The organism is Ralstonia flaminis (assembly GCF_958415495.1).
Classification (GTDB): Bacteria; Pseudomonadota; Gammaproteobacteria; order Burkholderiales; family Burkholderiaceae; genus Ralstonia; species Ralstonia flaminis.
The window spans coordinates 79,882-103,613 of the sequence record NZ_CATZLL010000013.1 but is presented as its reverse complement, the minus strand read 5'-3'; the positions used below and the strand labels follow the sequence as shown (position 1 = coordinate 103,613).

The 23,732-nt window shown below is 63.9% G+C and carries 19 protein-coding genes; 8 read left to right on the top strand and 11 right to left on the bottom strand.

What is annotated here, in order from left to right; genetic code table 11:
- Nucleotides 1-329: 329 nt before the first annotated feature.
- Complete coding sequence (locus R2N11_RS19245; protein WP_316682022.1) at nucleotides 330-2,462, top strand: TonB-dependent siderophore receptor; 2,133 nt, start codon at nucleotides 330-332, stop codon at nucleotides 2,460-2,462.
- Between the two features lie 52 nt (nucleotides 2,463-2,514).
- On the opposite strand, the gene R2N11_RS19240 is transcribed toward R2N11_RS19245, so the two are convergent.
- Complete coding sequence (locus tag R2N11_RS19240; protein ID WP_316682021.1) at nucleotides 2,515-2,676, bottom strand: hypothetical protein; 162 nt, start codon at nucleotides 2,674-2,676, stop codon at nucleotides 2,515-2,517.
- A 94-nt stretch (nucleotides 2,677-2,770) separates the two neighbouring features.
- On the opposite strand from R2N11_RS19240, the gene R2N11_RS19235 reads away from it, so the two are divergent.
- Complete coding sequence (locus tag R2N11_RS19235; protein ID WP_199033261.1) at nucleotides 2,771-3,598, top strand: crotonase/enoyl-CoA hydratase family protein; 828 nt, start codon at nucleotides 2,771-2,773, stop codon at nucleotides 3,596-3,598.
- Between the two features lie 15 nt (nucleotides 3,599-3,613).
- Here the strand turns inward: R2N11_RS19235 and R2N11_RS19230 are convergent, their stop codons facing one another.
- Nucleotides 3,614-4,150 carry an Mpo1 family 2-hydroxy fatty acid dioxygenase gene (locus tag R2N11_RS19230; RefSeq protein ID WP_199031798.1) on the bottom strand — a complete coding sequence of 179 codons (537 nt, stop codon included), beginning with the start codon at nucleotides 4,148-4,150 and terminating at the stop codon, nucleotides 3,614-3,616.
- A gap of 152 nt (nucleotides 4,151-4,302) precedes the next feature.
- On the opposite strand from R2N11_RS19230, the gene R2N11_RS19225 reads away from it, so the two are divergent.
- Together R2N11_RS19225 and fusA are read left to right on the top strand one after the other, a co-directional pair.
- On the top strand, nucleotides 4,303-5,028 hold the full coding sequence (locus tag R2N11_RS19225) for a Crp/Fnr family transcriptional regulator (protein ID WP_316682020.1): 726 nt from the start codon (nucleotides 4,303-4,305) through the stop codon (nucleotides 5,026-5,028).
- A gap of 124 nt (nucleotides 5,029-5,152) precedes the next feature.
- The gene (fusA, locus tag R2N11_RS19220) at nucleotides 5,153-7,255 is read left to right on the top strand and encodes an elongation factor G (protein ID WP_199031800.1); all 2,103 of its coding nucleotides are present in this window, start codon (nucleotides 5,153-5,155) and stop codon (nucleotides 7,253-7,255) included.
- Nucleotides 7,256-7,309: 54 nt separating this feature from the next.
- Here the strand turns inward: fusA and R2N11_RS19215 are convergent, their stop codons facing one another.
- On the bottom strand, nucleotides 7,310-8,215 hold the full coding sequence (locus R2N11_RS19215) for a LysR family transcriptional regulator (RefSeq protein WP_316682019.1): 906 nt from the start codon (nucleotides 8,213-8,215) through the stop codon (nucleotides 7,310-7,312).
- Nucleotides 8,216-8,367: 152 nt separating this feature from the next.
- Between R2N11_RS19215 and R2N11_RS19210 the strand changes: the two genes are divergently transcribed.
- Nucleotides 8,368-9,201 carry an aldo/keto reductase gene (locus R2N11_RS19210; protein ID WP_316682018.1) on the top strand — a complete coding sequence of 278 codons (834 nt, stop codon included), beginning with the start codon at nucleotides 8,368-8,370 and terminating at the stop codon, nucleotides 9,199-9,201.
- A 4-nt stretch (nucleotides 9,202-9,205) separates the two neighbouring features.
- Here the strand turns inward: R2N11_RS19210 and R2N11_RS19205 are convergent, their stop codons facing one another.
- From R2N11_RS19205 to imuA, 5 genes are all read right to left on the bottom strand, one after another.
- Entirely contained in the window at nucleotides 9,206-10,396 is a 1,191-nt protein-coding gene (locus R2N11_RS19205; RefSeq protein WP_316682017.1) for an SLC13 family permease, read from the bottom strand.
- A gap of 160 nt (nucleotides 10,397-10,556) precedes the next feature.
- The gene (locus R2N11_RS19200; RefSeq protein WP_199031804.1) at nucleotides 10,557-11,033 is read right to left on the bottom strand and encodes a helix-turn-helix transcriptional regulator; all 477 of its coding nucleotides are present in this window, start codon (nucleotides 11,031-11,033) and stop codon (nucleotides 10,557-10,559) included.
- Between the two features lie 560 nt (nucleotides 11,034-11,593).
- Nucleotides 11,594-14,830 carry an error-prone DNA polymerase gene (locus R2N11_RS19195; RefSeq protein ID WP_316682016.1) on the bottom strand — a complete coding sequence of 1,079 codons (3,237 nt, stop codon included), beginning with the start codon at nucleotides 14,828-14,830 and terminating at the stop codon, nucleotides 11,594-11,596.
- Between the two features lie 7 nt (nucleotides 14,831-14,837).
- Nucleotides 14,838-16,412, bottom strand: a complete 1,575-nt coding sequence (locus R2N11_RS19190) for a Y-family DNA polymerase (protein ID WP_316682015.1) — start codon at nucleotides 16,410-16,412, stop codon at nucleotides 14,838-14,840.
- Nucleotides 16,345-17,289: a translesion DNA synthesis-associated protein ImuA gene (gene imuA / locus R2N11_RS19185; RefSeq protein WP_316682014.1), complete on the bottom strand. Its 945-nt coding sequence runs from the start codon at nucleotides 17,287-17,289 to the stop codon at nucleotides 16,345-16,347. The genes R2N11_RS19190 and imuA overlap by 68 nt, the downstream gene beginning before the upstream one ends.
- A 147-nt stretch (nucleotides 17,290-17,436) precedes the next feature.
- Between imuA and R2N11_RS19180 the strand changes: the two genes are divergently transcribed.
- Both R2N11_RS19180 and dbpA read left to right on the top strand, forming a co-directional pair.
- Complete coding sequence (locus tag R2N11_RS19180) at nucleotides 17,437-17,622, top strand: hypothetical protein (protein WP_199031808.1); 186 nt, start codon at nucleotides 17,437-17,439, stop codon at nucleotides 17,620-17,622.
- A gap of 14 nt (nucleotides 17,623-17,636) precedes the next feature.
- On the top strand, nucleotides 17,637-19,034 hold the full coding sequence (dbpA, locus tag R2N11_RS19175; RefSeq protein WP_199031809.1) for an ATP-dependent RNA helicase DbpA: 1,398 nt from the start codon (nucleotides 17,637-17,639) through the stop codon (nucleotides 19,032-19,034).
- A 29-nt stretch (nucleotides 19,035-19,063) separates the two neighbouring features.
- On the opposite strand, the gene R2N11_RS19170 is transcribed toward dbpA, so the two are convergent.
- Both R2N11_RS19170 and R2N11_RS19165 read right to left on the bottom strand, forming a co-directional pair.
- Entirely contained in the window at nucleotides 19,064-19,756 is a 693-nt protein-coding gene (locus tag R2N11_RS19170) for a hypothetical protein (RefSeq protein WP_316682084.1), read from the bottom strand.
- Nucleotides 19,757-19,888: 132 nt separating this feature from the next.
- Nucleotides 19,889-20,461, bottom strand: a complete 573-nt coding sequence (locus R2N11_RS19165) for a DUF4337 domain-containing protein (RefSeq protein WP_199031810.1) — start codon at nucleotides 20,459-20,461, stop codon at nucleotides 19,889-19,891.
- A 584-nt stretch (nucleotides 20,462-21,045) separates the two neighbouring features.
- Between R2N11_RS19165 and R2N11_RS19160 the strand changes: the two genes are divergently transcribed.
- Nucleotides 21,046-21,693 carry a response regulator gene (locus tag R2N11_RS19160; RefSeq protein WP_199031812.1) on the top strand — a complete coding sequence of 216 codons (648 nt, stop codon included), beginning with the start codon at nucleotides 21,046-21,048 and terminating at the stop codon, nucleotides 21,691-21,693.
- A gap of 102 nt (nucleotides 21,694-21,795) precedes the next feature.
- On the opposite strand, the gene R2N11_RS19155 is transcribed toward R2N11_RS19160, so the two are convergent.
- Nucleotides 21,796-23,679, bottom strand: a complete 1,884-nt coding sequence (locus R2N11_RS19155; protein WP_316682013.1) for an eCIS core domain-containing protein — start codon at nucleotides 23,677-23,679, stop codon at nucleotides 21,796-21,798.
- Nucleotides 23,680-23,732: the final 53 nt, after the last annotated feature.

Below are 23,732 nucleotides of genomic sequence, written 5' to 3'. Positions count from 1 at the left end.
GTGTAGGCCAATCGACCACGTCACGGTCATCCGGATGCCGTAACGAGGTTGGTGTCGCTCGCCACAGACCTCTGCGCGTCGCCCCGCTACAATCTGCGCGCGCCAATAGGCGTCACACCACCGCCTGCCCGCGGCGACGCGCCTCCACAAGGCCACGCCTGGCATCTTCCTGAACGCATCCAAGTAAAACGAAGCCCTCGTTGAAACTCATGAACTTGCAACCAAGCTCCGGTCAGCGAAATGCAGGGTATTCGGACCTTCGATGTACTTCACGGCAACTGTGCAGCGTAGCGCAACGAAAGAGCGGACGGGCGATCGCCGCTGGAGCCATGCTTTGCGCAACGGCCGCTGGCCATGCATACGCGCAGGCGGCGCAACCAGTGGACGCTACGCAAGCGCCGGTCGCCGCACTGCCGGAGATCGTTGTGAAAGGCGTGGCGAACGTGCCGTCAGTCGGCCTCGTTGGTCAGCGCACCGCAACGGGAACGAAGACCGATACGCCGGTCACCGAGATTCCTCAAACGGCCAACGTCGTCACTGAGCAGCAGATCGAGATGGCCGGCGCGACCGACCTCAACCAGGCACTGCGCTACCTGCCAGGGTTCGCATCGTATGGATCCGACAACCGCTCGGACCTGTATGCGACGCTGCGAGGCTTTAAACCTTCTCTGTTTGTCGACGGGTTGCAAGCGCCAAGCACGACGGTCATCGCGGATTGGCGCGTTGCCCCGTATGCGATCGATAGCGTCACTGTGCTGCGTGGGCCGACGTCGGTGCTGTATGGGGCCGGCGATCCGGGCGCGATCGTCGATGTGCAGACGAAGCAGGCCGACGGCCAGCGCGTGCGCGAGGCTGGTGTGCAGATCGGCAACTACGCGCGGAAGGAGACGATGCTCGACATCGGCGACAAGCTCGACGCCGACGGCAGAGTTGCCTATCGCTTCGTCGGCGTTGCAAGCGACGGTAACGCACTGACCGGCCCGCATGACGAGCAGCGCGTCGCCCTTGCCCCTTCACTGCGCTGGCGGCCAGATGCCGACACCTCGCTGACACTCACGGCGACCTACCTGCAGGACCGGAGTGATTTCTCACACAACTTCCTACCTGCGCAGGGCACCGTGCTGCCGAACCCCAATGGGCAGCTCACGCATGACGTCTACACGGGCGACCCGACATTCAATGACTACCGAAAGAAGCAGTGGTCGCTCGGCTATCAGTTCTCGCACAACCTCAATTCGACGTGGACATTGCGCCAGAACGTACGCTGGATGCACTTGTCGCTTGATGACGCATCGGTCTTCGGCGCCGGCCTCGCCCCGGGCAGCACCACCAACATCACGCGTTACGCAGGGCTGTTCCAGTTCAACTACAGCCGCTTCGATATCGACAACACTGCACAGGCGCGTTTCGGCACAGGGCCGCTCGAACACACCGTGCTGCTTGGCTTCCAGTACAGCCGGCAGACGACGACCGACAGCGAGTGGCTCGCGCTCGCGCCGCGGCTGAATATCTACAATCCGGTCTACACGCCAGTCACGACCGCAATCTTCTCGGGCCCGACGTTCCTGGGCCACCCCAATCTGACCACGGCGATGAGCACGGTCAGTACCTACGCGCAAGACCAGATCAAATGGAACCGCTGGGTCTTGACGCTCGGTGGCCGCGAGGATTGGGCCAACGTGCGCCAGGACGACCGCGGGGCCGGCACGCAGACCAACCAGGACGTCAGCGCGTTCTCGGGCCGCGTCGGCCTCACGTATCGCGGCAACTACGGGCTCTCGCCGTACGTCGGCTATTCGACATCGTTCAACCCGGTCATCGGTGTGAGGATGTTTGGCGGAGGATTGCCGCAGCCAACGCGCGGCACGCAGACCGAGGCAGGCCTGCGCTGGCAGCCGCTTGGCGAGAAGCTGATGTTGAGCGCAGCCGTCTACCAGATCAACCAGACGAACGTCGTGGCACCGGCGCCGAGAAATCTCGACCCCACCGGCATGTCCTCCGTGCAGACTGGCGAGGTGCGTTCGCGCGGCATCGAGTTGAGCGCGGTCGGCAACCTGACGCGCGAGTTATCGGTGATCGCGTCGTACATCTATCAGGATGTGAAGAACGTGAAGGCGAACGACGCGTCGCTGAACCACTGGCCGGTCGATATTCCACGGCCGCGCCAGATGGCGTCGCTGTGGGCTGACTGGACATGGCGTACCGGAGCCCTCGCGGGATTCGGCATTGGCGGCGGGATCCGCTACCAGAGCGCGTCGGCGGGTGCGCCGGACAATTCGCTGACGGTCCCGAGCTATACGCTGTACGACGCAGCGCTGCACTATGGCACGCGCGATTGGCGTTTTTCACTGAACGTGATGAACCTGTTCGACCGTCGCTACATCAGTGGTTGCCAGTCATACGCGGTTTGCGTATTCGGCAACGAGCGCACCGTGCTAGCCAGCGCCAAATACAATTGGTGACGGTTTGGGCCCACGCGCAGAACGACTAACACCTCAATACCCGCTCCGACAGCTAACGTTCCAGCGTCTTGCGAAACTCGGCTCCCCGGCGGACGTCTGCCTCGTGCAGCAGATGGCTACCGAGAGTGCAATCGCCCAACGCCGCAGCCTTGGTCTCCAGCTTCTCCAGCTCGGCCTCGGGCAATGCAGCCAGACTCCTCGACCAGCGCAGCATTCTGTACAGGCTCCGCAGGCAGCCCGTGGCCGCCTTTCGCCCGCGGCAGCACAGGCGATAAGATGCGGCAGTCCCAACTTCCGACATACCCACCATGACAGAACGCATCCTGCTCAGCATCGAGGCCGGCGTGGCCGAAGTCCGGCTCAACCGGCCCGAGAAGATGAACGCCATCGACCCGGCCATGTTTGAGGCCCTGGTCGCAACCGGTGAACGCCTGATGAATGAACCAGACTTGCGCGCCGTGGTGCTGTCCGGTGAAGGTCGCGCGTTCTGCGCCGGGCTGGACATGGGCAGCATGGCAAGCCTCGGCAAGGGCGAAAGCAGCTCAGACATCAGCGCCGGCCGGTTAGCCCGACGCACGCATGGATCGGCCAACCTGCCGCAGTACGCCTGCACGGTCTGGCGCGATCTGCCGGTACCGGTGCTGGCGGCAGTGCATGGCGTCGCTTACGGCGGTGGGCTGCAGATTGCACTGGGCGCAGACGTTCGCTACGTGCGCGCCGACACACGCATGTCCGTCATGGAGATCAAATGGGGGTTGGTGCCCGACATGGGCGGCATGGCCCTCACGCGTGGCCTCGTGCGGCCCGACCGGCTGCGTGAGCTGATCTATAGCGGGCGTGTCGTCAACGGTGAGGAAGCCTGCGCCCTGGGTCTGGCAACCCAGGTGGCTGACGACCCGCGCGCGGCTGCACTGGCGGCAGCACGAGAAATTGCGCAGAAGAGCCCGGACGCGATCCGGGCAGCCAAGCGCCTGATGCGCGTTGTGGAGGACGGCGATACCGCTGCCATCCTGCTGGCCGAATCGATCGAGCAGGACCGCCTGATCGGCGCAGCCAACCAGCGTGAGGCGGTGCTTGCCGGCATGGAGAATCGCTCCCCGGCGTTTCAGCCGGCCGCGAAGCACTCAAGCAATTAAGCCGGAGCGGCGTGCTCAGGCGGCGACGGGCTTGCCGCCGAGCGCCGCACGCATGGCACGCGCGCGGCTGGCCACCTCGTCACGCAGCGGCGCGCGCAGGCCCATCGCAAAGGCGGTCTCGGCCACCAGGAAGAGCGGGCCAACCACCAGCCCCACCAAATCATCGACAAAGGCCGGCTTGCGCCCTTCGTAGTAGTGGCCGACAAACTGGATGATCCAGCCGATTACGAACAGGCCGATGCCCGCCGACAGCCACGCCGCCACCGAATGTCCGGCCACCTGCTGGCCAATCCACACGCACAGGCCAATCAACACAAACATCACAGCGCCAAACGCTGCGTCCAGTCGCAGGTAGAACACCGTAACGGCCGCCAGCAAGAACAGCGCCGGCGTAACAGCCACGCCTCCGGGCAACGCTGCAAACACGGGCCGGGACAACAGAATCGCCACTGCCAGCACAATGGCTGGGATGCCGACAAAGTGCGTGGCGATATTGCGGCCGTCCTGGTGATAGGCCGCGTAGTTGGAAAGGTGGTCTGACAGGCTGCGCATCGTGGTCTCCGGTTTTTGTGCGTTTGCAGCATGGACGCTGCAGTTGCCCCCTCGTTATGATCCTTTCATCTTAGTCAGCGGATGGAACGGCGCTCTGTCACATAGCCGACAAATTCGCGCTTCCGAAGCCCTCTTCAGTTGCCGGCCCCATCATGGACCGCTCCGCGCTCCTCCATCCACCAGCAGATGCTGCGTCGTACCGTGAACGCCTACACGCCAGCAGTTGGTTCGGCTCGCTAGACGCATCGCTGCAAGACGCGTTGCTTTGCATTGCCGCCGCGCGCCGCCTGAGCGCAGGCGATGTGCTGTTCCGGCGCGGTGATCCGCCTGACGGGTTGTATTGCGTGGTGGAAGGCACGATCTGCATCGGCGCCACCAGCGCAGAGGGGCGTGAAGCCCTGTTGGCGGTGCTGGAGCCCGTCAACTGGTTTGGCGAAATTGGTGTTTTCGACCGCCAGCCGCGCACCCACGACGCCCGCGCCGACGCCAATACCACGCTGCTTCACATGCCGCAGGCCGCGCTGATTGCCCTCCTGGACAGCACCCCGGCACTGCTGCATGCCTTCGCCCTGCTGCTGACCCACAAGCTGCGTCTGACCTTCACGGTGCTGGAAGAAACCGCCCTGCTGCCCGCCTCCGTACGCGTGGCCCGGCGCCTGCTGTTGATGGCCGACGGCTACGGCGACCTGCGCCTGGGCACCCGCCGCGTGCTGCGCGTGCCGCAGGAGCAGCTTGCGCAACTGCTGGCGCTGTCCCGCCAGACCGTCAATCAGGTGCTCAAAGACCTGCAGGCACGCGGCATCCTCAAGGTGGCTTATGGCGAGATTGAACTGCTGGACTTCGCCGGATTGCGTGATCTTGCCCGGGGTGAGGGTTGAATCACCAACCAATACCCCTACATGCGGTGAGATAGGACCAATCCTATAATGTGTTCCCACTCGCACATTCGCCCTTCGCATGGTGCGGAGATGGCGATGCGAGTCTTTCTCCAAGAGATCCATCATGCCCCGCCAGACCCCCATCGAGCGCTATCGCAACATCGGCATCTCGGCGCACATCGACGCCGGCAAAACCACCACGACCGAGCGCATCCTGTTCTACACCGGGGTCAATCACAAGATTGGCGAGGTGCATGACGGCGCTGCCACCATGGACTGGATGGAGCAGGAGCAGGAACGCGGCATCACCATCACATCGGCGGCCACGCACTGCATGTGGCGCGGCATGGCCGGTAACTACCCCGAGCACCGCATCAACATCATCGACACCCCGGGCCACGTCGACTTCACCATCGAGGTGGAACGCTCCATGCGCGTGCTCGACGGCGCGTGCATGGTCTATGACTCGGTGGGCGGCGTGCAGCCGCAGTCGGAAACTGTCTGGCGCCAGGCCAACAAGTACAAGGTGCCGCGCATCGCGTTCGTCAACAAGATGGACCGCGTCGGCGCGGATTTCTTTCGCGTCGAGCGCCAGATGCGCGAGCGCCTGAAGGGCAACCCGGTGCCGATTCAGATTCCTGTCGGCGCCGAAGACGGTTTCCGCGGCGTGGTCGACCTCGTCAAGATGAAAGAGATCCTGTGGGACGATGCCTCGCAGGGCGTGAAGTTCGAGTACACCGACATTGACCCGGCCCTGCTACCCATCGCGCAGGAATGGCGCGAAAAAATGGTCGAAGCTGCTGCAGAGGCGGATGAAGAGCTGCTCAACAAATACCTCGGCGGCGAAGAGCTGACCGAGGAAGAGATCAAGCGCGCCCTGCGCAAACGCACCATTGCGGGTGAAATCCAGCCGATGCTGTGCGGCTCCGCGTTCAAGAACAAGGGCGTGCAAGCCATGCTCGACGCCGTGGTCGACTACCTGCCCTCGCCGGTCGACATTCCCGCCATTGAAGGCCACGGCGAGAAGGACGAGCCGCTGGAGCGCCACCCCAGCGACAGTGAGCCGTTCTCCGCGCTCGCCTTCAAGATCATGACCGACCCGTTCGTCGGCCAGTTGGCGTTCTTCCGCGTGTACTCGGGCAAGATCAACTCGGGCGACACGGTCTACAACTCGGTCAAGCAGAAGAAGGAGCGCCTGGGCCGCATCCTGCAGATGCACGCCAACCAGCGTGAAGAGATCAAGGAAGTGCTGGCCGGCGACATCGCCGCCGCCGTGGGCCTGAAGGACGTGACGACCGGAGAGACGTTGTGCGATCCCGAGAACGTCATCGTGCTGGAGCGCATGGAGTTCCCCGAGCCCGTCATCAGCCAGGCCGTGGAGCCCAAGACCAAGGCTGACCAGGAAAAGATGGGCATTGCGCTCAACCGCCTGGCGCAGGAAGACCCGTCGTTCCGCGTGAAGACCGATGAGGAGTCCGGCCAGACCATCATCTCGGGCATGGGCGAGCTGCACCTGGAAATCCTGGTCGACCGCATGAAGCGCGAGTTTGGCGTGGAAGCCACGGTCGGCAAGCCGCAGGTGGCCTACCGCGAGACCATCAAGAAAGCCGCCGAGGATGTCGAAGGCAAGTTCGTCAAGCAATCTGGCGGGCGCGGCCAGTACGGCCATGCGGTCATCACGCTGGAGCCGAACGAGGGCAAGGGCTACGAGTTCATCGACGAGATCAAGGGCGGCGTGATCCCGCGCGAGTTCATCCCGGCGGTGGACAAGGGCATTCGCGACACGCTCAACACGGGCGTGCTGGCCGGCTACCCGGTGGTGGACGTGAAGGTGCGTCTGACCTTCGGCTCGTACCACGACGTCGACTCGAACGAAAACGCATTCCGCATGGCCGGCTCGATGGCCTTCAAAGATGCGATGCGCAAGGCCGGCCCCATCCTGCTCGAACCGATGATGGCCGTGGAGGTGGAAACGCCCGAAGACTACATGGGCAACGTGATGGGGGATTTGTCTTCCCGGCGCGGCATGGTGCAAGGCACGGAAGACATTGCGGGTGGTGGCGGCAAGATCGTCAAGGCTGAGGTGCCGCTGGCCGAGATGTTCGGGTATTCGACCGCGCTGCGCTCCGCCACACAAGGCCGCGCGACGTACACGATGGAGTTCAAGCATTACGCTGAAGCCCCGCGCAATGTGTCTGAAGCGGTGATCTCGGCCAAGAGGACCTGACGCTGTTTGCTTTGTCCGCTGCGGCCGCCTAGTGCGGCCGCAGTGCTTTGCGGGCTAACCCGCGGGTAAGTTCTCAAGGCAGAAATCGATGAACGCATGCACCTTGGCCGGCAGGTGGCGCCGCGATGGGTACAGCGCGTACAGGGCGAAGCGTTCGTCCGGCCAGTCGGGAAACAGGTCGACAAGCTGGCCGCTGCCACGCAGCTCTTCTGTGCCAAGCGCCATCACCTGGGCAATGCCCGCCCCCGCCACACACGCGGCGTGCATCGTGCGTACGTCCGACACCATCAACCGCCCGGCGGGCCGGATCTCGATGCGCTCATCCTTGCGCCAGAACTCCCACTCGTAGGGGCGCCCCGTGACCGGGTTGTAGAACAGGATGCGCTCGTGTGACGGCACATCGCGCGGGTGCGCGGGTTTTCCGTGGCGGGCGATGTAGCCCGGGGAAGCCACGGTCACGATGCGCGTGTCGATCAATTTGCGCGCCACGAACGAGCCCACCGGCGGCGGCCCGAAGCGGATGGCCAGATCAAAGCCATCGGCCACCAGATCGCCCACGTCGTCGCGCATGATGAGCTCCAGCGACAGATCCGGATGGCGCTCCAAAAAGCCCGCCACCGGTGTCGCCAATGCCATCCGCGAGAAAAACGGATCGACGTTCACTCGCAGTCGGCCCTGCACGGCGCCCGCTGCGCCTGAAGCCATGGCAGCAGCTTCAGTAATGCCCATCAGGTGTGGCCCCACCTGCTCGTAGAGACGGCGCCCCTCGTCAGTCAGTGTGAGCGAACGCGTAGTCCGCTCGATCAGACGCACACCAATGCGCGTCTCCAGCCGGCTGACCGCACGGCTCACCCCGGACGGCGACAACCCCAGCGCATCAGCCGCGCGTACGAAGCTACCGCTTTCTGCCACGGCAGCCAGCAGCGTGATACCGGAGAACAATTGTCCATCAAACGTCATGCAAACCCCTTTTTCCCTTGCCTATTACGGGAGTTTTTTCACGAATGATTTGCATGTTACGCACTTTATTCAAAGCTGAGCGATCGGCACCATGGCGGCCTGTTCACCCGTTGGTCCCCCGTTCATCCATCTGGCAACCCAAGGAGCCGCACATGCAGCACACATTGAAGACGCAGGGTGTTTCCATCCCCCGACTGGGGCTCGGCACATTCCGCGTGCCCAACGAAGATTGCCAGCCCGTGGTCGAAAGCGCATTGGCGCTTGGCTACCGGCACATCGACACCGCGGCCATGTATGCCAACGAGGCCGCCGTGGGCGCGGCCATCGCTGCCTCGGGCCTGCCACGCGACGAGATCTTCGTCACCACCAAGGTCTGGCATGACCAGCTCGCACCACACGCCGTACCGCTGGCACTCGAACACAGCCTCGCCAAGCTGAAGCTGGATTACGTCGACCTGTATCTCGTCCATTGGCCGGCACCGGGCATGGACATGGCGGCCACCATGGAAGCCATGATGGCGCTGCGTGACAGCGGCCGCGTACGTGCCATCGGCGTCTGCAACTTCAATCTGCCAATGCTCAAGACCGCCGTCGACACCATCGGCGCGCCGATCGCCTGCGTGCAGGTGGAATACCACCCGTTCCTGGATCAGTCTGCGCTGCTAGCTTATCTCGGCGGCAAAGGGATTCCGCTCACAGCCTACGCGCCACTGGCGCAGGGGCGTGTTGCGCAAGATGCCACGTTGCAGGCAATCGGCCGCAAGCATGGTGCATCGGCAGCACAGGTGGCCATTGCGTGGTTGCTTGATCAGCCGAATGTGATGGCCATTCCCAAGGCACAGCGCCGTGAAAGCCAGCAGGCGAACCTCAATGCACTGAACGTGCGCCTGGACGATGCAGACCGCGCCGCCATCGCCGCCCTGCCCAAGGCACTGCGTTACGTGCAGCCGGCCTTTGCGCCGGATTGGGATGCCGCACCGGCCTGACGCTTCAGCGTAGCCAAGTCAGCCACGCGTACACGGCCCCGGCCGCAATCACCAGGAACGGGATCGAGTACGCGTGAAATGTGAGCCAGGCACGCCGGTCCCCCGCCATGCGCAACGCAATCAGGTTGGCCAGCGAGCCCACAAGCGTGCCAAACCCGCCCACGCTCACCGCGAAGGCGATCATCGGCCAATCGTGGGAATACTCGGCCAGCAGGATCGCGGCCGGCACGTTGCTGATGACCTGCGACACGCCAATGCCGGCCCAGTACAGATGCATCGGGTCGGCCAACGACAATGCGCCCAGCACCTGCCGCACCACGCCAAGCTGTGCCACCAGGCGCAGGTCGATGAACATCAGTACGAACACCAGCAGCAGGCCCCAGTCCACCCGCGCCAGCACATAACGCGCACCGATGAGATACAGCACGACCAGTCCAGCCAACGCTGCGAGCGGATACCCCAGGTCAGTCAGCACCAGAAACGGCACGTACAGCGCCAGCGCAGGCAGCAGCAGGCGCTTGTGCACCTCCACCTCACCGGTTTCGGCATGCAGATGAATTTCGTGCGATGGGAACGCCAGCCAAGTGGCCACCAGCAACAGCGCCATCAACAACATGACCATCGGCGCCATCTGCCAGACGAACGCGCCGAACGCCAACCCCGACTGGTGCCACAGGAAGAGGTTCTGCGGGTTGCCGATCGGCGTAAGCGCCGAGCCCGCATTGACGGCCAGCGCCTCAAAAATGACCAGCCGCGTAATGTGTGCCGGAGGCAGCTTCGCCACCTGCCGCAAGCCAACCGTCAGCGGCACGATCACGAACAAGGCGACATCGTTGGTCAACAACGTCGACAGCGCCGCCGACGTGCCCACCAGGCTGAGCGCGAGCACGCGCTCGCTGCTGACGGCATCAACCAGTCGCACACCAAGCAATTGCAGCATGCCGCTGGACTCGACCGCCTTGGTCAGGATCAGCAAGCCTGCCAGCGCGGCAATCGTGTGCCAGTCGACCAGTGATGGATAGCCGGCCATGCGCTGCGGCGACACAACCGAGAACGCACCGCAAACGAGCAGCAGCAGCCAGAAAAAGACGTCGCGTTTGAGGTGGTGCCAGAACGGCGGGTGGTGCGCGGCAGAGGCCGGTGGGGACGCCGGCACGGCTTGCGCCATGCGCGTGCGAGGCGAATCGCCGTGCATACGAGAAAATGGAAGGGAAACGTTGGCGCAAATGCGCACAAACCTGCCGGGCGCGGTTTGCCCAGCCGATTGTACGTGCGGCGGCGTCAGCCGCTCAACTCAAGCGCTCAACCGCAGACCGGGCACGCGGTGCGTACCCGATCAAGGCCCGTTGGCCCGCTTACGACTCGCGCGAGCCGCCGGAACCCGAGCCGCCCGGGCGATCCGAGCTGCCAGACGAACCCGCACCGCCAGCGCTCGGCCGATCGCCAGTGCCGCTGGCACCAGCAGGGTGATAGGTCGACTGCGGCGTACGCTCCGGGCCACGATACTGGCCTGCCAGGCCGTGACCGCCGGTCGAGCCACCCACTGAACCGGACTGGCTGGCCTCGGTGCTCGACACGCCGCCTTGCAGCGGCTGGGTCGGATGGCTGGCGATCACGCGCTCGATCTCGGCAACCGCCTCGCGCGGGGCCAGCACGACTTCCAGCCCCAACGCGCCGGCCACGGCCATCAGCGTCGACAGGCGCGGGTCAGCGCGACCGGATTCCGCGCGCAAATAGGCTTCGCGGGAGATGCCGGCCATCTTGGCGACGTCTTCCTGTTTGAGCTTGCGCGACTTGCGCAGACTGTGCAACTGCTTGAAGGGCTGTTCCATCTGTTCGCTCCTGCACCTGAGATGGGAAACACCGCCGGGTCGAGGAGACCCGCACGATGGACTGAAAACAAAGCGAATGTCGGGTGCACTGCACCTTGATTCGCGGTCGTACACATGTGTGCGGGCGGTGTCATCGTTGTATTGCACACCGTTGCACACGCTTTGGGTGGCGGCCTCCGCGATGTGTTTTCTACAGAGTAGACGTAATTTCGACTGCACCCAACATTGACGCGTGATGAAAGCGCATCCCGTCATCTGTGTTTACCGTGACAAGCCCGGTAAGGGGTCGGTTCCCTCGCAGATGCTGTTTTCTTCGCTTGGTGTGTTGCTTTTGTGACGTTTCATGCGCAAATCCTTGCATCCACACCACATTTCGTCGATCCGCGCTTGCCCTATCCACCAATTGGAGGGGTCTCGGGAGAGCCCCTGAGATTGGAGACCCCGGCATCACGGGTGGGCTCGGGTACCGGGCGGCGCGCACCTTTCGTCTCGCAATTGCCGTGCCGGAAGGTGGCTTGGCGGTCAGTTGGTGCCGGGTGAACAAACCGGCGGGTGCCAATTCAGTGGAAATCGCGGCTGGAGGTGACAAGACGCCCCAGAAGTGGCGTCAGATCGACCAGATGCTGGGCGACCAAGTGCCGCGTCTCGCGCTCGCACTGCCATTTGCCGTAAACGCCCAGGAGTTGGGCATTCAGCACCTCGCGGCGCTGGCGCTCGATCAGGCGCGGCCAGAGCACGACATTGATGGTGCCGGTTTCATCCTCAATCGAGACGAAGATCGTGCCCTTGGCTGTCCCCGGCCGCTGGCGCACCGTGACGATGCCGCAGGCACGCGCGAGCTGTCCGTTACGATACCCCGCCAGCGTAGCGGCGGTGGCAAAACGCATGTCGTCAAGCCGGGGCCGCAGCAGGCTGACCGGATGACGCTGCAATGACAGGCCCAGGCTGCTGTAATCGGCCACCACCTCCTCGCCGATGGGCGGGGCGGGCAGCACGAGCGAGGCTTCCACCGGACGCGCTTGGCGCAGTAGCGCATGGTCATGCCCGGGCTCCTGCAGCGCGAGCGTCTGCCACAACGCTTGGCGGCGATGACCAGCCAGTGGCTTGAGCGCATTGGCGGCGGCGAGCACGTTCAGGTCGTGGCGGTCCAGCGCCGCGCGATATGCCAGGTCATCCACGCTTGTGAAGGGTGCCTCGGCACGGGCCTCGATGATGCGCCGGGCAGCCGGCTCACGCATGCCGCGAATGCGACTGAAACCGAGACGGATATCCGGTTGCGCCCTCTCTTCGCTTACCGCGCCCGGACGTTCGTGCAACGTGCTGTCCCACACGCTGGCCGTGACGTCGACCGGCAGCACGCGCACCCGGCTGCGCCGCGCCTCCTGCACCAGTTGCGACGGCGAATAGAACCCCATCGGCTGGCTGTTGAGCAGCGCAGCAAAGAACGCTGCCGGCTCATGACACTTCAGGTAACTGCTGATGTAAGCCAACTTGGCGAAACCGGCTGCGTGGCTTTCTGGGAAGCCGTATTCGGCAAAGCCCTCCATCTGCTTGCACAACGCCTCGACAAAGGCCCGGTCGTAGCCCTTCTCCTCCACCATCACCTGCACCAGGCGCTCCTGATGCTGCGTGAGGTTCCCCTTGCGCTTCCAGGCCGCCATGTCACGGCGCAAACGGTCAGCCTCATCCGCGGTGAAATCGCCCGCATCCATGGCGATCTGCATGACCTGCTCTTGGAAGATCGGAACGCCCAGCGTGCGCCTCAATACGCCCTCGACCTCTTTGCCGGGATACGTCACGCAATTGGTATCGCCATTGCGCTCCGCTTCACGCCGCTGCAGATACGGATGGACCATGCCCCCTTGGATCGGCCCCGGACGCACGATGGCCACCTGAATCACCAGGTCGTAATACTTGCGCGGGCGCAGGCGCGGCAGCATCGATTGCTGTGCGCGCGATTCGATCTGGAACACGCCGATGGTCTCGGCACGGCAGATCATGTCGTAGGTTTTTTCGTCGTCCTCCGGCAGGTCTTGCATGGCGAGCTTGTCTGCCGTCTTGTAATACGCACGACGACCGGGCAGCGCATCGACCATATCGAGCGTGCGGCGGATGGCGGTCAGCATGCCCAGCGCCAGCACGTCCACCTTCAGCAAGCGCAGCGATTCGAGATCGTCCTTGTCCCACTGGATGACGCGGCGGTTCTCCATGGCCGCGTTCTCGATCGGCACCAGGCGCGAGAGTTTGTGCTGCGCGATCACGAACCCGCCCACATGCTGCGACAGGTGACGCGGAAAACCGCGCAGCTCGCTCACCAGCTCAGCCCAGCGCTGCACCAGCGGAGATGCCGGGTCTAGCCCCTGCTGACCCGCACGCTCGGCAAACTCCTTGCGGCTATCCCACCACGCCTGCCCCTTGGCTACCTGCTCGATGATGCCGAGATCGATGCCGAGCGCGCGGCCAACGTCGCGCAAGGCACTGCGCGTGCGGTACGTAATGAGCGCGGCAGCCAGCGCGGTGCGTGTCACGCCGTATTTCTCGTAGATGTACTGGATGACCTCTTCGCGGCGTTGGTGTTCAAAATCGACGTCGATGTCGGGTGGCTCGCTGCGGGCGCGTGAAAGGAAACGCGCGAACAACGCATTGCCGCTGTCCGGGTCCACTTCGGTGATCCCCAGGCAGTAGCACACCGCCGAATTGGCCGCCGAGCCGCGCCCCTGACAGAGAATGTCTTTCGTGCGGGCAAACTTCACCACGTCGTAGACGGTCAGGAAGAACGGTTCGTAGCCCAGATCGGCAATCAGGTCGAGCTCCATGCTGATCTGCTTGAGCACCTTCTCGGGCACGCCATGTGGGTAGCGCCGCTTGGCACCGGCGTGGACCTCGGCGAGCAGGTACTCGGCGGGTGTCATGCCCTCTGGCACAACCTCGCTCGGGTATTCATATTCGATTTCATCGAGCGAGAACTGACACAAGCCGGCCAACTCGACAGTGCGCTGCAAGGCGCGGGCACCACGCTCGCCCTGGTAGAGAAACGCAAGCTGCATACGCGTACGCATGGCCTGCTCAGCGCTGGGTGCCAACTCCAGCCCGCACTCGGCAATCGGCTTGGATAAACGAATGGCTGTCAGCACATCGTGTAATGGCTTGCGCTGCCGCGTGTGCATCTGCACGCCGCCGGTGGCAACCATGGGTACATCGATCTGCTCGGAGACCGCAGCCACCGTGCCGCGATGGCGGTCATCCGCATGACGCAGTGGCAACTCCAGCGCAATCGATAACCGATCGCCAAACACACGCTGACACCACAACGCCTGCATCAGCAAGTGTTGCGGGTCGGCGTCATAGTCAGGCAACAGAATCGCCAGGCAGTCAGGCACACCACGCAGATGGGCCAGCTCGCCCCTGGGCGCAGCCAAGTCATCGGCCTGCAGGCGGTATTCCCCTTTGGGCGCCGCCAGTCGCGCGTGTGTGATGACCTCGCTCAGGTTGCCGTAGCCTTCGATGTTCTGCGCCAGCAGCACCAAGCGCAGCCATGGCTCGCCCTGTGCATTGCGCACGGTAAAGCGGCTGCCGATGATGAGTTTGAAGTCCTGCTCCTTAGCCGCCACGAGCGCACGCGCGGTGCCGGCCACGGAGCATTCGTCGGTCAACGCCAAGGCCTGATAGCCGTATTGCTTGGCGCGCTCCACCAGTTCTTTGGGATGCGACGCGCCGGTCAGGAACGTGAAGTTGCTGATGCAATGCAACTCGGCATAGTCAGGCAGGCCGATAGGAAGTGATGCGGTTGTCGCCATGACACGCTTAGCCGAACAGGCCGTGCAGATACCAGCGGGCGTCTTCCTCGCTGGCCGATGCAGAAACACGCTCGCGGTAGACCCAGTAGCGCACGGCTTCCTCGCCTTCTGCGATGAAGTAGTCGCGCTTGATGAGAGCATCGTCCCACCAGCCGGATTCAATGCGCTCGGGCAAGGACACCAGCCGCAATGGTCCACGGTAATACGGATAGTGCTGGCGCGTCAGCAGCGGGATGGGCTTCTCCAACAGCCACAGCGGCCGCTCGGGCTGCTGCGCGTGCCATTGCGCCAGCGCTAGACGCACAGCGGCGCGGCTGTGCGCGGTGGTGGCGGCGTTCACCTCCACCCAGTGGTTGGCGCGCTCGGGGCGGTGATCAGCGCACGGCTGTGGGTGGCGCACGTTGCCCGCACCTAGCCGGGCGATGAGCGTGTCGATCAGGCGAGCTGCATCTTCTGCACGGCCACCGGGCTCGGGGAACAAGGATTCGGTGGGCGGAGCCAGCGGTGTTGCGTCTGTCACCGTCAAACGTAGCTCGACCACCGGAGCGATCAGCGTGAGCCGGTGCACGCGCTCGTGCAGCACGCGTGACAGATGCGCCAGCGTGCGGACCGGCTGCGCCAGTGCGATCTCCACCGGCGTGGAGGACACGGCATCGTCACTGCCCCGGCCGCGCCGTCGCTCGTGCTCCAGCGTGAGCCGGTAGGTCTTGGCACCCAGTTGATGCGCCGACAGCCAGCCGACCAGTTGCAGCAGCAGTTGCTCAGATGCGGCCAGCACACCTTCGGCGCTGTCGATGCGACCGGGCAACTCCAACGGCACATCAAAGCGCAGCGGTGCAGCAAACCATGTGAAGCTCTCGTGCCCATCGCCATAGGCCGCATCAAGCGTATCGACCAGCAGCGGCCCACAGCGGCGGCGCAGGCCCGCACGTGGCAGCGCTCGCAAATCGGCCAGCCTGCGGCAACCGAGGCCCTCAAGCCAGTCCGGGCGTGTCAGGCGAACCACGGCATCGATCGACAATGCATCCAGCAGGGTCGACATGCGCTCCAGTCGCACCGCCCGCCGTACGCCACCGTGCAGGCCGCCTGAAGTTGCTGTGCGATGCCCGCGCAACGATCGCGTGCTCGCCAGCCATGCGGCACCGCGTGCCGTCGGTCCGGCGCCGAGCACCGGCACGGCACCCAGCCGGTACGCACAATACTTCACAGCCCGACACAGCGCGCGATGCCCACCGAACAGGCGCAGGCTTGCCTCCACCTCCAGCAGCACGGTCGCCTCGTCAGCCACATCCAGTGTCACGTGCGGTGTGAATGCCAGCAGCGCCAGCGCCAGCGATTGCATCAGCCGCGCCTCGGCCGCTAAGTCGCGCTCAAGCTGTACGGCGTGCGGCACCAGCGCCTGCGCGCCCGCCCGGCGCAGGCCTACGTGCACGCCTTCTCGCACCGCCAGACGGTTGGCCGACACCACGCGCTCCTGCTCCAGCACTAACACCGGCAGGGGCAGTGCGGCCGGATCAGACCACCGGGGTCGAAGCGCGTCCAGCGGCAGCCGGGGCAGATGCACCGCGATCCAGAACGGCATGATCAGAAGCATCCGACAATGCATCGAACGCAGAAGAAGACGACAGCGCAGCCAACAGCGACGCGGTGGCCGGGTCCATGGTGAATGGCTCGGCAGGTTGTATTGGCAACGAACGAACGGAAGCGCGTCCCGCCTGCAGCGGATCCGCCAACGGCAGCAGCAACGGCGTGTCCCGCAGCGGCCCGCGCCGCTTGTGAAAGAGGATGGACAACGCATCGCCACCCGCCGGCACCAACCCAAGGCGCAGCACCGCAGGCGATGACTCCCGCAGCGCCTGGGTCGGCCGGAACACCCAGATGGCGCTCTCGCCTGCCTGTGCCAGCACCTGCAGCCGGCGCAGTGCTCCAGGGCGCGCCTGGTTCAGCCAGATCAGCACGCCACCGAATGCCTGGCTGCGCACGACCTGCTCGGCCGCCCACAGCAGGTCTGCGGGCTTGTCGGCGCGCACCCAGACGATCTGTTCAGGAGAGAAGTCCCAGCCGACCAGCCGTACTGCGTTGGGCAGATGTGGGGGGCCAACCAGAGCAATCCGTCCACCATTCGGCCCTGCTCCCGTGCATAGCGTGGACAGAGCCGGGCGCAGCAGGCGACATTCGCCAATGCCGGGTTGGGGGCACAGCAGTTCAGTCAGCCCGCCAAGCGGCCAGCCGCCACTGGGCAACTCGGTGTTCAGCGCGTCATAACCGGTGGCCAGGACGCGCCCGTTGGCCCGTGCCAGACTGCCTGCACGCCACAGCGCCGGATGTAGCGTCTCGGGCGCTGGTACTATCCGGGCTCTTTGCGCAGACTGGCGCGACCCGTACACCGCCGGCCCAGTGGCGGTGAGGCGTTCCGCCACACCTTCGGCGGGAAAAAGAGACGGGGACGACGCAAACATGGGAGGCGCAAGGCAAGCTGCGAATACTGTATGGATATACAGTATCACAACTTCTGCTCTGCGCTAGCCTGTTTCTAAACGTCCTTGTCGCCGCCCCGCCCTTCCTCGCCACCAACGGTGCGCAACCGAACTCACCCGGAGAAAACCGTGTTCACTTGCAAAAACCAGAGCTGCGGCACGCAGTGGGAACTGTCCGACGTCGTCATCAAGGACGAAGGCCAGGGACCGCTGTTCCGCTGCACGCTCTGTGGCGCACGAAATTACGTCGAGCGTTTCGAAGCCGACGACGGCACGGTCGTCTACGAGCAAATCGAAGGCCGGCCGCTCAATTGACCCGACGCAACGATATGACCACCGAACCGACCGCCACGCCCTTCAGCACCCTTGTGCTCTCCCCCGCCGTGCTCGCGAACCTCGCGCAGCTCGGTTACAACGACATGACGCCGATCCAGGCAGCGAGCCTGCCAATCACGCTTGCTGGCCACGACCTGATCGCGCAGGCGAAGACCGGTAGCGGCAAGACCGCGGCGTTCTCACTCCCGCTGCTCGCGCGGCTCGACGCACGCCGCTTTGATGTGCAAGCGATGGTGCTCTGCCCGACGCGCGAACTCGCCGATCAGGTCACGCAGGAAATCCGCCGCCTCGCGCGCGCCGAAGAGAACGTGAAGGTGCTGACGCTCTGCGGCGGCACGCCGATGCGCCCGCAAGCGGAGAGCCTCGAGCACGGCGCGCATATCGTCGTCGGCACGCCGGGGCGCATCATGGACCATCTCGAACGCGGCAACCTCGTGCTCGGCGCGCTGAAGACGCTCGTGCTCGACGAAGCGGACCGGATGCTCGACATGGGCTTCTTCGACGATATCGCAACGGTCGTACGCCAGTGCCCGACCGACCGGCAGACGCTGCTGTTCTCGGCCACTTACCCGGACGGGATTGCCAAACTGTGTCGGCAGATCCTGCGCAATCCGAAAGAGGTGAAACTCGAAGAGCGCCACGACGACAGCAAGATCCGCCAGCGCTTCTATGAGGTGACCGATAACGAGCGGCTGCATGCGGTCGGGCGGTTGCTCAAGCACTATCGGCCGGTCAGCACGCTCGCGTTCTGCAACACGAAGCAGCAATGCCGCGACCTGCTCGACGTGCTGCGTGCGCAGGGCATCCACGCACTTGCGCTGCATGGCGAACTGGAGCAGCGCGAGCGCGATCAGGTGCTGATCCAGTTCGCGAACCGCAGTTGCTCAGTGCTCGTCGCAACCGACGTCGCCGCGCGCGGGCTCGACATCGCGCAGCTCGAAGCGGTGATCAACGTTGACGTCACGCCCGATCCCGAAGTGCACGTGCACCGGATCGGCCGCACAGGCCGCGCCGATCAGGACGGCTGGGCGCTGAGCCTGGCGAGCATGGATGAGATGGGGCGTGTCGGCAACATCGAGGAGGTGCTCGGGCGCGAGGTCGAATGGCATAAGCTCGCCGAACTCGACACCGGCAGCGACGCACCACTGCTGCCGCCAATGGAGACGCTGCAGATTCTCGGCGGACGCAAGGACAAGATCCGCCCCGGCGACGTACTTGGCGCGCTGACCGGCGACGCGGGCTTTCGCGGCGACCAGATCGGCAAGATCAACGTGACCGAATTCTCAACCTACGTTGCGGTTGAGCGGGGCATCGCACGCGACGCGCTGCGCAAGCTCAACGGCGGCATGGTGAAAGGCAAGAAGGTCAGAGTTCGGCTGATGGACGAATGACGCCGGCGGCCGTCCTCAAGGCTGCACTGTCAGTGCTTGGCCGGCGCCTTGCACAGCCCCTGGTTGTAGAGGATGGCCTTGCCGGTAGCCGCGTAGTTGTCGGCATCGCACGGCGGCAAGAAGCTTGAGCTGTCGCCCTGCATGCGCACGGCAACGGTATCGGACAACGCCGCCAGGCACTGTTCGTTGTCGCCACGGTGGTATTCCGTCACGGCCAGGCCGCTACGGGCCTTATCGCGCTCGATCCAATCCATGAAGGTGTCGCATTCGGAGAGCAACGCGCGCAGCGTTGTGCGGGCAGCGTCATAGTCCTTGGCGGCGTATTGCTTATGCGCTTGGCCGATGCGAACCGACCGTTGGCGATCGGTGCACGCAGCAGGTGGGCGCCGATACTCGCCATCGAACCCAGCGCGCATGCCGCAAAAATCGCGACACGCGTCTTGCGTGGCAGACGTATCGAGCTTGAGCGCGCCATTGCTGCCCGACACCGCGATACGGCAAGCGTCAGCGACGCCGGTGCGGCCCTTGAACGTACCGCTAACTGCGCAGGTATGGCAGTTGGCGCCAATGGTTTCGATGTTGAAGCTGTTGCCCTTGACCGACATCGTGCCGTGGCCGCTACCGCCTTCAACATAGACGTATTCACCGGGCTCGATTGCCGGGCCGGATGCCACGGCCAGTACGCTGACCGACAAGCCCAGGATTGCCACTGCGCGCCGCATCCACATGCCGAATGTCATGGTGTTCGTATCCAGGTTCGCGGAGGCGGACTGCCTCCTGCACGGGCGATATTCTGGCGGCCGCATACATGACAGTGCAACCGCCGCGTGATGAACGATTGTGTCGACCCCAGCCTAGATATGCAGCATCGCCAGCACAGCCAGCACGCCACCCACCCCACCCACGCAGTACGAGATCACCTGCAGCCAGCGCCGGCGTGACAGCAACGTGATCGCCGCCAGTGCAATCGACACTTGCATGGCGACCACCGCCTGCGCCCAGCGATGATGATGGTGCACAGCGCGTTCACTGGCTTCGTCCGCCTCCTTGGCCAGACGCTCCTGGTCTTCGGCCTGGCGGCGGATGTCTTCCTTCTCGGTGGCATAGCGCTGGGCTTCGCGCTTGGCGGCAGCCTGGTCGGTGCCGGGCAGTTGTGCGGTCAGCTCGGCAATCGCCTGCTTCTGGCCCTTGGCCTGATAGTAGGCCCAGCGGTTGGCGGCCTCCGTCTTGTGGATGGCGGCTTCATTCTTGGCAAGCAACGCTTCGTTTTGCGTGGCGCCGCCCTGATAGCCAAAGATGGCGCCGGCCGTCGACAAAATAGCCGTCATGACGGCGATGCGGCCGGCAAAGCTGTCGGCGTGGCCGGTTTCTGCGGCGTGCTCCAGCACATGGTCGTGTGCGCCGTGCACGTGAAATCCTTCAGACATCGTTGCTCCCCGTTTTGATCTTGTGTGGTCATGCGCCCCGTCCGGCGCGGGCCTCACAATGCATGGACTTGTACGGAAACGCAACGGCATGGTCGTGCTGCGATGTACATGGGGCCGCTCGCCTGTCACGCGTGCCGGCCACGCTTGCGAACATTGTGTCTAAAACGTTACGAAAAAGACAATTCAATATTGTTAAGTGCGCGAATCGGCCGGCTGCGTCAGACTCCGGAAAAACTCCACCCAGCCTGCACGCCACACTCCTGGCGGCATGCTGGTCAAGGTGATGACCGGCGGCTTGCGGGAGCTGTCTGGCGAGGGGATACGCCGCACTATCAACGCCATCGGGCCGGAACGCTTCGGACCGCTGGACGAGAAAGACAGTGGCGCACAGACCAACAAATACAGATGTAATCGGGGCAAAGCATCATGTCTACCGATGGGGCGGGAAGCGGGTTTCCGGCAATGAATGGATGCCGGCTGTTGGTGCGTGTGGAGGCCATGGCGCCTTCCCGCATCAGGTCGTTGCTTGAAAGCCTGGTGCGACGCCCGGCCACCATTTGTTATGCCGGAAAGGCGGAACGGCCATGAGAATCCGCATCGTGCTCGGCGACAACCACGCAATGGTGCGTGAAGGTCTGATTGCGCTACTGCAGCGAGAGCCAGACATGGAGGTGCTGGCGCAGGCCAAGAACGGCCTGGAACTGGTGCAACTCGCCCGTACGCTGAAACCGGATGTGGTGATCACGGACATGGCGATGCCCATCCTGAACGGCCTGGAAGTGATCCGCCGCCTGCATGGTGAGGCCACGCCCTGCAAGCTGCTGTGTCTGTCGGTCAACGATGGCCTGCAGCAGGTGATGGCCGCGCTGCAGGCCGGCGCGGCCGGCTACGTGTTGAAGGAGAACCCCTACGAAGAACTGGTCCGCGGCATCCGGCGCATCATGGCCAACCAGATCTTCCTGAGCGGCGAGCTGATCGGCTCCGTGATCCATGCCAGCCGAACGCCGGCCCCGGCTGCCGTTGAAACCATCCGCCTGCCGCAACTGACCACGCGCGAGCGTCAGATCGCGCAACTCTTTGCTGAAGGGCACACGACGAACGACATCGCCGGCATGCTGTTCCTCTCCGCCAAGACCATCGCCAGCCACCGCGAGAACACGTTCCGCAAGCTGGGGATTCGCAGCATCGCGGAGCTGACGCGGTATGCGATTCGTGAGGGGTTGAGCTCGTAGGCGATCCGGCCTACACAATTCGTTTTCCCTGCTACCCCACTTCATGCCGGACCAGACCGTTTGCTCAGGACTCAGGAGCACACGCAGGTCGTCGCCGCCGCATCAGATGCCGGTTAGTTTGCCGGTAGCCTGCATGTGTCCAATCATCGCCTCGACGGCCAACGCGCCCTGCGTCTTCTTGGGAGCCTTCGTGTAGTGGTAGGCCCCCAGCCGTTTGGTCTTGATCTTCTTCCCTTTCTTGGCTACCCGCGCTTGCGCCGAGTACACGTAGCCGGGCACCCCTGGATCGAAGCCCCGTTTCGCCCCCTTGCGCTTGAAGATCTGCGTATTGCGATGATGAAGGTTGCGATAGCTGCCAATCTGCCGCAAGCGATTCACGGGCTTCGTGAGATCGAGATAGGAATGCTGTCCCGACACGGAATAGTCCTGTCCCTTCGTCTGGGTCAGCATGAAATCCATGTCGCGATAAGCCGCCAGCGCGGGATAATTGGCATCCGTCTTCACGCGCTTCATGGACGTGCCGCCCATCACGTCATCAATGCCGTTATTGTGCGAATTGTCAGTGCCAAACGTCGGACTGTGAGGCTGATGCATCTCAGGGTTCGGGATCGCGATGGTAAAGCCCTGGTTGTAGGCCTGTCCGTCGCCGCGCTGTTTCAGCGACTCTCCCGACGGCAAGTGATCTCGGTTCACGTCCTGACACGATGTCGTCCACGCCGATATGCCGCTGAGCTTGGGATAGGTCCGCTCGACCCCGGTCATCGAATCGCTGTCCATCGTCACGTTGGATTTGTATGGCCCCACGTCGAATGGCGACAAGTCCTCGCTGCTGCGGTCATCGCGGCGCCTGTCCAGCAGTTCGCCTTTGTTGAGCTTGTCGATCAGCGCCGCGTTCGGACTGGCCCCTCCTGAGGGTGCGGTCGCGCTGATCTTGGCGCCACGCCGGTTGTCCTTCGATTTGTCCCATGTGAAGAACTGCTTTGCCACATCGTCATAGCTATATTTTTCAAGTGTGGTGGGATCCATGATCTTCGTGCTGGCGCCGCGCTTTCCCGCGCTCTTGAACACAGAGAACATGTCGGGTTCCATCTCGTAGTACTTGCCTGCGAACGCCACCCGGTTTGCTTGCGTGTTGGCCAGATACTCCAGCTTGCCCGTCTGCTGGATATTGAACAGTATGTTCTTGGGATCATGGGTCAACGCCGTTGGAGCGACGCTCTTGGCTTTCGGCGACAGCACCCTTGATCCCGGCACGCTTGAATCTGTCGCGCCTGCATCGTGATAGACAATGCCCGTGGCGCTGTGCGTGAACGTACCGTCGCGATTGTCCTTGAGGTTGCAATGGCGCAGCTTCCCAGCGTTCTCCACATACTCCCACGCCGGCTGGAACGGCATTGCCGTTCCCAGCGAACCGGCGCTTGTGTAGCGTGCCGAGACCGATGGTCCATGGGAACCAACAGCCTGGATCGCCCGCGCACTCTGGCGATCGGCATCGGCCTCCAGACTGTGATCGTCGAGAATGCCGGCGCCTTGCCGCACGCGCCCCATCCGCTGCTGCACCACGTGACCCAGTTCATGACCGATCAGGCGCCTGCCTGATTCGCTGCCGGGCTGGTAGTGACGCGCCGGCATCGTGATGTCATCACCGCGAGTCAACGCGCGGGCGCCGATCTCCGTCGGTATGTCGCTCAACTGCACCCGCACCTTTGAAAAATCGTGGCCGAACGCCGCCTCCATCGATTCGCGCAGCGCAGGCGGCAGTGCCTGATGCGAGCCGCCCATGCGCGCTGACGGCGACGGCATCGGTACGCCCACGTCCGGCGCAAGCTGCAATAGCTGCGGAGCATCCACCAGTTGCGCCAGACGGGCGGACTGCGCGGCCATGCGCGTGCTGCCATCCACCGCACGCTGGACTGCCCCGTTGGGAAACCGGGTATCCGTGTGCGCTTCGCGTGTAGTGGCAGCCGGCGGCTTCTTCTCTTTCATGTACAACTCTCCGTGGACCCAGGACACTACACGCGCGGCTTTCTATCGCCGCC